A 12,398-nucleotide genomic window follows, 5' to 3' on the forward strand; every position below is an offset into this window, starting at 1 on the left:
GAGGCTAGTAACGAAAAACAATCGAAAATATATAACTATTCCTATTAATCACTTTAATTAGAGATGAAGAGAAAATTATCGTATGGCTTGCTCTTCATCTCTGTTTTTTATTTAGGAAAACAGCTTTTGACGAAGCATTTATAAACAGAATTAGTACATAAGAAATAAATTTAGGGAAAAGCCAGCTCTTTTCTGCCAATTCAAAGAATACAATAGTGATGGTCTGCCAGCTCTAAAGGTTGTTTACACAAAAACATTGAAGCCGGCGACATAATCACTCTCCTATTTAAGTAACAATATTAAGTCACTCTTCATATAAAAAGTAAGAAGGAGTTGATTTTTTGGACGGTATAACACTTTATGATGCCATGTTATTTTATTCATTACTATTTTCACCGCTTTTAGCCATGATCTTAATATCATTCTGGATGTCTGCGAATAGTAAAAATAAAGCTAAGGTTCAATTACTCGGTATTGTCATTTTAGTCGTACTTGGTTTTTTTGCCATTAACTCACCATTCATTATTATCATTGAATTAACGGCGATTTTTTTATTTCTCGCTTGGATTTACACTCATAGAGAATTTTTCCTCGAAGAACGATTATCTGTCTTTTTATCCATTGTTTCATTACAGCTTGCCTATTACTCACTGTTCATCTTTCTCATGAGTCTAGATAATCTAGCAATCGCTCTACTATGCATCTTTCCGATTCTTTCGCTGGTCCTATTATATTCTTGGACATTTGGCCGTAAGAAAGCATCAAGGGGTCGGGTATATATCATTATGGTTTTCATTGTTCAAGTGATTCTGTTAATTTTAACGATTATCCTTTTGTAAACGATAAACTAGACTCAACAGTTTTCCACAAATAAGGCCGGTTCTTACGCCTTTTTGGTGAAATACACTAAGTACCCCTTCTCAATCATGCCGTTTACTTTTTTAGTATATCTAGTTTTTATATAGAAACCTCTTTTTAAGTAAATCAAAGTTTGCGCGACCATACATCAATCGTTTTATGTTCTTTAACCTGTTTACTTGTCCTTCCGTTACCCCATTACTCCATGGCTCTTGTACACCGTTCAGCACAGCAGCCAAATCCTCCTTCAACCCTGCAATAAAAGACTGAAAGAAAGAAAACTTGTTTGTTTGATATTTTTCCATCCACTCCAAGAGCTGAGAGGATTCCTTGTTTTTAAAAATCATTCGGAAGGAAGAGACCATCTGATCCAGTGATAGAATATCCGGAAAGACGTTGAGGAAATCAGGATGAATCTGTTCAAATTGGCTTTTATGGTCTTTCTTTTGAAAATCCCATATGATCTTTAAGATTCTTTGATGGAGAAATATCGGTCGTTCTCTCTTTTGATTTCTGCGTGCATGCGCAATCAGGGTATTCAAGGTAGAAACGGATCCTTTATACCCCTTTTCTCGACAAGACGCTTCTATTTTCTTGAAAGACTGTCCATCTTTGACTAAATTCAGTATAAGAGCTTGATACGCTTGATACTTGGATTCTCGTACATGAGAGGGTTTTTGGGTTGTCTTTAGGTCCTTATAGACCGTTTGGCGAGTAATGCCCACTTTTCTTGAGATAGCTGCTATTGAAAATCCTTCGGATTTTAATTGATGGACAAGTTTGATACGGTTCCAATGTTTCTCCTCGTTTTGAATCCTGGTATGATCCGATTTCCTCGGGGAGATTTTTATCGGCTCCGCATTTAATTCATCCTTTTGAGGAGGTACCCATTTTTTAGGGAGGAAGGTTCTGATTGTCTGTTTGACGGTTTCAAATAATTGTTTAAGGATATGCCAGCGATCCCCGACCTGCTTTATATCTGGGGATGCATCTTTTATAGCTTTTGCATAAGATTTAGATCCATCACGGCTCACCACCTTGATGTCAGGGTATCTCTTAAGCCAGGCTGTGACATCCGATGACTCCCTTGTGGGGAGGATATCCAATGGTTGATGGGTCAATAAATCGATGATGATTGTGCCATAAGTAAATCTTTTCTTAAAGGCGAAGTCATCAATCCCCACGAAAGGGAGAGCACCTTTCATCTGTGGGTTCCATCTTTCTGATTAGACGGAGCAGGGTATCATGGCTGACGGGATAAGAAAGGGTTCGGCAGAGCTTCTCTGCATTCAGGCAGCTCGTGGAGAGCGCTATTTCGGTTAAGACCTTGTCCATGCGATCCGTTCTTCGTCTGTAAGGTTTAAGCCAAGAAAGACGTTCGGTGAAAATCTTTCTAGGACAGTCGGGAGCATCACAAAACCATTTGTGCATAAAAACCTTCATGGTGACATTACGTCCCCCTTGGGGCATATCCTTTATCTCTCGGCTATATCGACTGTGTGACCTGGTTGAAAGAATATCGCATGAGGGGCATTTTGCAGAAGAGGAATGTACTTCAATAATATAAAATAGATTCTTCTCATCTAGTTGTTCACATAGAATTTCGATTGTGTCATCACCCGGGAAAAGCAGTGTAGTTTCAACCATAGCTTGACACCTCATTTCCATTCATTTCAATTGTGTTATACCCGAAAAAGAATGTACATAAGCCATCACCAACATGGCGTAAGAACCGTCCTATTTTTTGAAAACTGTTTAATTCTACTTGACGGTTACACCTTTCGTTCACGGCGTCTCAATAATAAACGGACGATTCATAAACAAACAGAAAAAGCAGGTAGTTTAGAGGTTCAATACAGTACCTCTAAATCGTCTGCTTTTTTAGTAAATATGATAGTTTATTTTTAAAACATGCGGAAGCCATTATCCGTTTAAAACGTTTTAAAAGCCCCTATAGTTTTACTAATCAAATAGTTCACAATTTGAGTTGCGATTGGATGGTCTCCATAGTTTTCTATCAACTTCCATGTTGTTAATGTCAGACTACCTTCAGCACTCTTTTGTACAATCATGCTTCCCCCTGCTTGTCCACCCCACCCCTGGAAGTAGCCAGATATAATCTCACTGTTATCAGGTATGCTATCATTACCAAACATATAGACTATGCGTCCGATTGTTCCGCCTAATTTATGATAATTGCTGAATGGGATAACATAGTCAGGGTATAATCCATCCATTTCCCATCCCATTTCTTTGTTTAAGGGAAGATTTTCAAAATAGTCGGTATCTACATAGTTAAACGAAGATGTACGGTTCCAGCTTTCTCCTCGATCTAACTCCCGAAAGGTGAATTGGCCTTTCTCCTCTACCTTGTCTCCATTCTCTGCTAAGAATAAAACATGGCCACCATCACGATAATAGTTAAGCACTTCCGAATTTAACGTACACGTAACAACTATTTCAGCTGTATCAAATGCATTAACAATTTTCAAGCCATTGTCAGTTAAGTTCCTAACAAAGGTATCATTCATATCGTATGGGAAGACTGTAACTGGGGAAATTGTTTTCCTCGGCGATATCGTTATCTCAACTTCATTCCACGCAATTATTTCCCCTTCTCTTTGGATGCGAAGCACTAGTTTATAAAAGTCCGCCTTCTCTACAGCAGGGACGGTAAACTGTATAACTTGAGGAAGCTTAACAAATAGGCTATCCCCCTCATCCAGTTTCATATTGCCCTGTATTTCTGTATTGGAAATTTCCCATTCTAGTGTCCCATAAAGTTCTTCCTGATTATGATTTGAGATGATAATATCCCATGTTTCTTTATCTCCAGACCATATATTTCGAGTTACTCCATCAGCCATTACCACTAGAGGGCCATTGAAAATCGCTGCCTTCTCAAAGCCTGCTTTCATATCTCTTGTATAATCAAGCCAACCATTAGTTTCCCATTCTATGTCGGAGAATTCCGTTACGACATACCCGTTAATTTTTGGCCGCTTTCTCATCTCTTCAATTAGCGATTGGCAAGCGCGAAACATTCGATGCTGAGAATGAAGCGCTAGGTTTTCTTTATCTCCAAAAATCCGATTTAATTGATAGCGTTCGAAATTTTCAAAGATCGTTAATGGTTTTTTAAAATCCTCACCATGCGTGTCATCTCCGAGATTCGCAAACCAAGATGGTGTCCCACCATAATAATCAACTAATTTTTTGATACTCGGCAGCCCCCATACACCGAACTCAGAGACAATGATTGGCTCTCCATTTGGCGAATAGCCATCTACATAGTTTTTTTCAGGGGTATTAATTATGTAATCATCCAGCTCTTGCTTCCATTCACCAAATTGCTCGGGTAAAGAAAAATAACTATGATAGTCATTTATATCCGTCTTAACATGAGTCCAGCCAGAGTTATCACAAATCAATCGTGTAGAGTCAAGCTCTCTTATATTTTCATACATCTCAATGATATATTTTTGTTTTTCAACATCATTGGCTAAATCCCATTCCAATCCCCATTCTTCATTATATAAAGACCAAATAATGATGGATGGATGATTATAATCCCGTTTAATCATGCCTACTAATTCATTATAAAAGCGGCGATTGCTCTGACTGGACCATTTCACAACATTTGGAGGTTCAGCCCATATAAGCATTCCCATTCGATCAGCCCAATACAGATAACGAGGGATTTCAACTTTTATATGTTTACGCAGCATATTAAAGCCCATACTTTTGGCTAATTTAATTTCATTCTGAATCCATTCATCGTTCGGGGCTGTATAAATGGTATCCGGATAAAAGGCTTGATCCAATGCGCCACGAATGTATAGCGGTTTTCCATTCAATAAAATTTGATCATGACTGTATTCAACTTTTCTCATTCCAAAATACGTTTCATACGAATCAACTACGACATCATCTTTTTTTAGGTTCACTTTAATATCGTATAAATATGGATTTTCAGGTGTCCATAATTGAACATCCTTAATTGGCAGATTGTATGGATTGGTTTTATCTGTATTTAATGAACCAAAATAATTAGCAAACACCCTATTATTATTTTGATGTTCCGACACAATAATTTCAGCTTCTAAATCAATTAGATCGCCTGCAACAGATATTGTGACATCTGCCTTTCCATCGTCCACATCAGGGATTACATGTACATAATCTATGAAGCTGTCCGAACGGAATTCCAGGTATACTTCCTGCCAGATACCACTGACTCTTGTGTACCAAGACCCTTGCTTACCAATAGGAATTTCCGCGTTATCACTTGGATCATACACTCGTACCGATAAGATATTTTCATCGCGATTTAACTTCTCAGTAACTTCTAATTCAAAAGGAGTAAACCCACCTTCATGTTCTCCAATATATTCACCGTTCAGCCAAACCCTTGCATGAAAATCAACTGCTCCAAAATATAGGAAGGCTCTATTATTCGAAGGGATTTCTTCCAGAGAAAATTGTTTTTCATACCAAGCTGCCCCACAATATTCAACATAATCTTCTTCTCTCTGCCAAATATGCGGAACTTCTATCTGTATGGAATCTGCTAACCTACTTTCATACCAGGCATTCTTTTCACCGACATCTTTTTTATCAATCTGAAAATCCCACATTCCATTTAAATCCTGTCTCTGTCTCATTATCTATCCTCCTACTACTTAATACCGGTCATGGAGATACCCTTAATAATATGTTTTTGGAACAAAAGGAATACAATTAGCGCTGGAATACTCGCTATAACATTAGAGGCCATCGGCACTGCCAAGTCTGTTGCAAAATTGCTCTGAAAGGTTGGGATTCCAACTGGCAAGGTCATCATACTTGTTTCCTGAGCGACTAATAATGGCCATAAGAGATTATTCCATGACTGAATGAAGATAAAAATACTAACTGCTGCCATGGAACTTCTAGATAGCGGAAATACGATTTTCCACCAGATTTGAAAATGTCCAGCACCATCAATTCTGGCAGCTTCTAATAATTCTGATGGAAGCTGGTCGATAAATTGCTTTAAAATCAGGAATGCTAATGGAAGCATCATTCCCGGCCAAATCAAGGCATGGTACGTATTTGTCCAATTGAGTTCAACAATCATTTCAAATAATGGAACTACGATTGATTCCATCGGAACCATCAATCCCGCTAATATCAAAGCGAAAATAATCGTTTTCCCCTTGAAATCTATTCGAGATACAGCATATGCTGCCCAGGAACTAAACAACACAGTAACAACCGTTTGCACACCCCCAACTACTACACTATTAAATGTCCAGCGCCACATCATTGCTGTACCATCTGGTTCTAACACTTCTTTAAAGCTATCTAAAGTATACGGAGGACGCATCAATTCAGTTATAACCGTAACCGTTGACCCAGGTGCCTTGAAAGCAGAAATAATCATCCAAAGCAAGGGAATAATCATGACAAATGCCATACAAAACGCGGCAATGTAAATCAAATATGTACGCATAGAATTTTTATTATTACTCATTATCATTCCACCTCCAACTGGCTTTTCAATGTTTCTCTTTCTTCATAAGTACCTTATATTGAATCAGGGAAATGAATGACACGGCTAAAAATAGTACAAATGAAACGGCAGAGGCATATCCCATATCCCATTGCCTAAAAGCTATTTGATAAATATAGTGAACGAGTGGAGTGGTGGATGTACCTGGCCCACCGTTTGTAATAAGAAATGTTTGTCCGAAAAGTTTAAATGAAGCAATCGTTTGGAGCAGAAGAACTATAGCTGTTACTCCTCTTAAAGAGGGAAATGTAATATAGCGGAATTTCTCCCAGCTGCTAGCCCCGTCAATATCAGCAGCTTCATATAATTCATCCGGAATTTCTTGAAGTCCTGCTAAGAATAAAATCATATTAAACCCAACTGTCCACCAGAGCGTTGCGAGCAAGATGGAAAGCCACCCCATCCCCCAACTGCCGAACCAGGAAACACTCATGTTTATCCCAATTAACTCTAACGTTTCTGCTAGAAGCCCTGTATTCGATTGCAAAATAAACACCCAAATACTCCCGACAACAGAAATAGATAACATATAGGGCATAAAGAAAGCACTTCTTAAAAACGTCGTACCTTTTAATTTCATGTTCACGAGGAGCGCTATAAGCAAACCAATAATGACAATCGAAGGTGTGGAGATTAATACAAAGTACAGTGTGTTACCGAATGACGACCAAAACTTATCATCTGACAGCATATATTTGTAATTGTCTAGACCAGCAAAGGTTTCACTAACCCCAAAAGCGCCAGTGGTCAAGCTCGTTAAAAATCCTTTAATAATTGGATAAATCCAAAACCATAAATATAAAACCATAAAAGGAGCTAGGAATAGAAATGCTGCTAAATAGCTATTTACCTTATTTCTTAAAGGTTTTCTTCTTTTCTTCGCTGGTTTACTCGTATGATCAATAGTAGAATCTCTCATTTTGTCAATCACTCCTTCGTAGAAAAAACTATTAGAATTCAATAGCCCTTATAGATAAACCATAATGCGGAATGCAAAACACTCCACATTATGGTTTGTGATTTTTACTTGCCAACAAGTTCTTCTACTTTTTGTTGAGCTTCCTTCAACCCTTTGTCCACGGAAATTTGTCCATAATTAACTTTCACAAGTGATTCTAAAATAGCATCGTTGATAGCCGTTAGCTGATTATTTTCCGGCATATAGTTGACATCATCCATTACCTTCGCATAATCAGAACGATACGGCATTTCCTTGTATTCTTCTGATTCAATAACGGATGGCTTAACTGGTACATGTCCTGCCTTTGCCCACATTTGTCCGTTTTCAGCTAACCAATCAGCAAACTTAACAGCTGCTACTTGTTTTTCTTTATCATCTTGTTTAGGTACGACAATAGTATGAGAATCACCCCAAGCACCTGGCTGGTCAAATAGTTGCGGGAATGGAACGGCTGCAAAATCCAATGATTCTTCAGTTTCAAAATTACCTGTTGCCCATACTCCAGAGAATGTTACAGCCGCATCCTGTGTTTTAAAAATATCGTAGCTATTATCACCGATATCAGCCTGTATCAGACCTTCATCCAACCAAGTTTTCAATAGATTCATTGCCTCTTTACCTTCAGGGGTATCAATTGTGACTTTTCCATCTTGTATATATGTAGATCCTTGTTGACTAATGAGTGCATGCCAAATCCAGAAGGAAAACACATTATTACTACCGATTACCATTGGAGATACACCTTTAGGGAGTTCGTCTTTTAAAGTTCTTAACATCTCAGTAAAGCCCTCAGCACCCTGCTCCATTTTAATAGTTCCATCTTCATTTAAAAGCCCAGCATCTTTTAATAGCGTTTTATTGTAAAACATAATGACAGCATGTGTATCAAGTGGTACAGCAACATGATTACCTTCTCGTGTCACTGCATCTAATTGATTCTCACCGAAGGTTGACCAGTCCAAATCAGCTTCTTTAGCTAAATCATCTAAAGATTCAAGTTTTCCGGTTGGAAGAAGTTCTCCTAATCTGGATACATGCGCAACAGCTACGTCTGGTGCAGTATTGGAAACGAGAGAGGTTTTGAATTTTGTATAATAATCCTCCCAATTGTTATTCATAAACTCAACTTCAATCTCATCTTGTGAGCTATTAAACTTCTTAACCATATCTTGCATAAATTCACCGTCTGAACCGCTAAAAGGTACCCAATAGCTAAGTTTAGTTACACCACCATTCGAACCTGATGTACTGTCAGATTCTCCAGGAGAACAACCAGCTAATATTAAAATTAAACCTAAAACAATAAATGAAAGCCTTTTCAAAGAACCGACCATTTATACCCACCTCCGATAATATTTTACATAATTAATCGTACAACAATTCATTTTTTATTTCAATAATTATTAAAATAATATATATAAGTTTGTAATAATGATAACGGTAGTGTATATCCACGAAAACAAAAAAAGGATTATGGCTCTTAAAAAGAGATAATCCCTGAAAATTATACCTTTATAAATAACGCAAATTCATAACAATACCTTGACTATAATTGCCGAAATTGGTGCCGAATAAATTAATTCCGCCTATATTGGTCGCTTCTTCTTTTATTCCAATTTTTAAAGAAATATATGGATTGTTATTGATTTGAAGATCTACAATTCTAATATCGGAAATTTTATTTCCATCTAAAAAAGTCCCTGCTTCAGTAACTTTCCAATTCTTTAATAATCCATATTGAGTAAAGTGAAGACTCCACCATTTTGGTGTATTGAAGCCTCTTTCCCCTCCAAAGTCACCAGGTGATGTCCACGTCCCAACCTCTATTCCATTAATCCACATCGTGATATCGGATGGCCAATCATTTTTGTGATAAGGAGCCTCTGAACACATCTCCAGAGTGAATTCCAGCTCCGAAACACTAGAACCATATGGTGTTCGATTTGGATAACGGTACTCCACATAACCCGCTTTAAAATAAAGAAGCTCAGCCTCTCTCCGATTCGTTTCATAAAAAGACCGTGGGTCGTCTTGCATCCCGATATAATCATTATCACCAACCAAACCACAGCTAGGTTCTGCTTTACAATCGACATATTCTCCAATCGGCATATCAATGGATATTAAGTTTTTCTCCAACTCAACCTCACTAGGTGATAAATCAATGATAATTCTATCAAAATTTTTGGAATTCACCTTTTGCGTCCCTCTACCCGGGACCAGCTCACTAATAATCAAATTCATATCCTCTAATTTCTTGACATTAACCGCCGTAGTCGAAAATGGAATACCGAGCTTTTCTGATAGCTCATTAACATTATGAGGACCTGTGCTTAAAATCTTCAATATATTCATTCTGTGTTCGTGTGATAAGGCCTTACATACCTCAAGAGCATTATCCACAGTTAAATGTAAATCCTTCATACTGACCTCCCCAGAAGCTGCTTTATTACAACTTTTCCTGTAATATAAATATATCAGACATATATTAATTAGAAAAGAACGGAGATTTATTAGTATTTCACTTGCATTATTTGTCATGTTCTATCAACCGTTATATCTTTTTACATAAAACGGTATTACAATAAAGGATCTATCTCTAGGTGCTAGAGGAAGTTCCTCCATGAATGGATATCGTACTCAGGTAGTAATCAGAGCGCCAAAATAAAAATCCTCCAAACAATCAGTTTAAGGAAAAATAAAACACACTAATTTCCAATAATCTCATAGTAGGAAAAAAGTTTGAACAAGCGTAAATTATTCTATCGATTATTTTAATTTTCCGGGCGAATCTTCTTACCAATATGTGCCGTTTCATTAAATAGATTGGGTATAACAACATCCTTTGCGATAATCTAGCAACCAAGCATATGTATAAACTCACATTTTTTCTCAGAAAAACTGTAAACCCATTGAAACATAGAACATCCTTGCTATTGTTAAAGATAACCGTTAATTAATTGTCCCTTGCATTCTGTGAACGCATAAATCCAATATATTGGTCTATATGACAAATAGGGCTATCTATAAGTCATTCAGTAATGACTTACAAGGATAGCCCACATTTTTTATATCCAATTTCATAATCTTATCTGCATCAATGCCTCATAAGGCCTTCGCCGTTCTGAATCAATTTATACATCTTTATTTACGCCATAGCCATTTCCATAGTTTTCTCCATATATTCATAAATGGTGTAGACCTCACTTTATAAGGTCTCATCATCTCATTATCCTCATGCTCCAAAATATGACAATGCCAAACATACCCTGGACCTTTGCTCGGATTAAATGAGAATGGTGTACCGTCTTGAGAAGCAAAACGGACTAAAATTCTAGTTACTTGTCCCGGATTCATTCTAATCGTATCCTTCCACCCAGCTTCATTTGGAGGAGGTTGGATAGGTGCCGCTTGTAAATATGGCTCCACATCCAATGTCTTAGGTTCCGTCATATAAGGCGGCGGTCCGCCGTTTAATGACTCCCAATCTACCAAATATTGCTCCGAGTTTATATCCTGTCGATTCTTGAGCAAAAATTGTATTAAGTGTAAATGAATTGGATGGGTGTCACCGGTTAGATTGATAATCTCCCATTCTTCTGTTGTACCTGCTTTTGGAAGCTCCGTTATGGCGCTATTATAAGGTTGGCCATTCAACAAAAGCTGAACCGGACCATCAGGACCATTAAGTTCGACTAAAGTTAAGGTTCTTGTTTTTTTAGGTTTTAAATCAGGTAACTTATTTAATTTTTGAGGGATTGGCTTTTTGGAAGAAGGTTTATCAGAAACAACGGTAAACATCATGACCTGCCCTGTAGTTTCAGGGTCCGGCGCGTCACCATTAGGAAACGGTGCATTGGCATCATTTCTCAAGATAAGCTTAGTGCCGCGTGCCAGCTTTGAGAAATCGATGATGACATCTGCTCGTTCTCCAGGCGCAAGGAGAAGTGATGTTAACTCAGCAGGATTCGGCAAATATCCCCCGTCACTTCCAATCTGTGTGAATGACTGGTTATTTGACAACGACAAATGATAGAAACGAGCGTTTGATCCATTGAGCATTCTGAACCGATATTTCCTAGGCTTCACATTGAGGTTAGGCCAAACCTTCCCATTAACCACAATAGTATCGCCAAAAAATTCTGGCACCCAGTAAGGATGAATATCAGGATTCACTCCCACCTGGTCATAGAAAAATGAACCATCAGTATTAAAGCTTCGATCTTGAATAGCCAGCGGAATCTCAAATTCACCACTCGGCAGATGTTTTGCCATTTTGTCTTTCGGGTCCCTTAGTAAATAAAAACCGGCCAATCCTGCCATCACATTTAATCTCGTTATCCCTAACGCATGATCGTGATACCAAAGAGTCGTCGGCTCCTGTTTATTTGGATACGTATAATGCTGCGTGACAAATTTCGGACCTTTTATTCCATTTGCCGTAAACCAAGCTTCGGGATGACCGTCAAAGGCTGAAGGGTTCTCCCCTCCATGCAAGTGCGTCACAATGGGAACTGGAAACTGTGCCTCAGGATATCCAGGTGGAAAGGGAATAAAGGGTGGACTTGGCGGCGGGAATCGATTAGGATTTGCCCAATCGATGGTTGGATCTACAGGAAATAGATGTGGCCCTTTTAGGTTATTAATCCATTCTACATTGACAGGGATTCCCCTAACCGCTTCAAATGTCGGACCAGGGTAATGCTGGAAGAAGACTTTTTCCCCTGTTTTCTTGTCCTTCACCTTTCCTCCATAGCCCCAGACGGTTGTTTGAGGAAATTCATCTGGAAGGACCTGCTGCTTGAATTCATTGACCTCCACCTTATATTTATGCGCTTTTACTTTCCCTTTGTGCTGATGTTTCACTATTTCTGGGCTAAAGGCAGGTGGGATAGGCAACTCATTAACATACTTCGGTATTGAAGCTGCATTAATTTTATCCATTTTTTCCTCCTTTCATTACTACATTAAATGCGACAGGTTGTCCAATTGATATATGGCATCTGTTTCATTTGTTGAAATTTA

9 protein-coding genes are annotated in these 12,398 nt (G+C 38.1%); 1 reads left to right on the forward strand and 8 read right to left on the reverse strand.

From position 1 onward, the window contains the following. Window positions 1–341: 341 nt before the first annotated feature. Window positions 342–839, forward strand: a complete 498-nt coding sequence (locus ACY8DX_RS11890) for a hypothetical protein (protein ID WP_462405219.1) — start codon at window positions 342–344, stop codon at window positions 837–839. 111 nt (window positions 840–950) lie between these two features. On the opposite strand, the gene ACY8DX_RS11895 is transcribed toward ACY8DX_RS11890, so the two are convergent. The 8 genes from ACY8DX_RS11895 to ACY8DX_RS11930 all read right to left on the reverse strand — a co-directional run bounded on the left by ACY8DX_RS11895 (window position 951) and on the right by ACY8DX_RS11930 (window position 12,317). Further along, window positions 951–2,063, reverse strand: coding sequence for an ISL3 family transposase (locus ACY8DX_RS11895; RefSeq protein ID WP_462405220.1), 1,113 nt, complete (start codon window positions 2,061–2,063; stop codon window positions 951–953). Further along, the gene (locus ACY8DX_RS11900; protein ID WP_462405221.1) at window positions 2,032–2,526 is read right to left on the reverse strand and encodes a transposase family protein; all 495 of its coding nucleotides are present in this window, start codon (window positions 2,524–2,526) and stop codon (window positions 2,032–2,034) included. Before ACY8DX_RS11900 ends, ACY8DX_RS11895 begins: the two co-directional genes overlap by 32 nt. Window positions 2,527–2,789: 263 nt before the next feature. Next, entirely contained in the window at window positions 2,790–5,522 is a 2,733-nt protein-coding gene (locus ACY8DX_RS11905) for a glycoside hydrolase family 2 protein (protein ID WP_462405222.1), read from the reverse strand. Window positions 5,523–5,536: 14 nt separating this feature from the next. Continuing rightward, window positions 5,537–6,373 (reverse strand): carbohydrate ABC transporter permease, encoded by an 837-nt coding sequence (locus tag ACY8DX_RS11910; protein ID WP_462405223.1) that lies wholly within the window; start codon window positions 6,371–6,373, stop codon window positions 5,537–5,539. 25 nt (window positions 6,374–6,398) lie between these two features. Beyond that, a complete protein-coding gene (locus ACY8DX_RS11915; RefSeq protein WP_462405224.1) occupies window positions 6,399–7,331 on the reverse strand; it encodes a carbohydrate ABC transporter permease in 933 nt (310 codons plus the stop codon). 104 nt (window positions 7,332–7,435) lie between these two features. Next, on the reverse strand, window positions 7,436–8,707 hold the full coding sequence (locus tag ACY8DX_RS11920; RefSeq protein ID WP_462405225.1) for an ABC transporter substrate-binding protein: 1,272 nt from the start codon (window positions 8,705–8,707) through the stop codon (window positions 7,436–7,438). 178 nt (window positions 8,708–8,885) lie between these two features. Then, a complete protein-coding gene (locus ACY8DX_RS11925; protein ID WP_462405226.1) occupies window positions 8,886–9,797 on the reverse strand; it encodes an ArsR/SmtB family transcription factor in 912 nt (303 codons plus the stop codon). A 720-nt stretch (window positions 9,798–10,517) separates the two neighbouring features. Then, window positions 10,518–12,317, reverse strand: a complete 1,800-nt coding sequence (locus ACY8DX_RS11930; RefSeq protein ID WP_462405227.1) for a multicopper oxidase family protein — start codon at window positions 12,315–12,317, stop codon at window positions 10,518–10,520. Between the last annotated feature and the right edge of the window lie 81 nt (window positions 12,318–12,398).

This window comes from Gracilibacillus sp. Marseille-QA3620, from assembly GCF_054950035.1.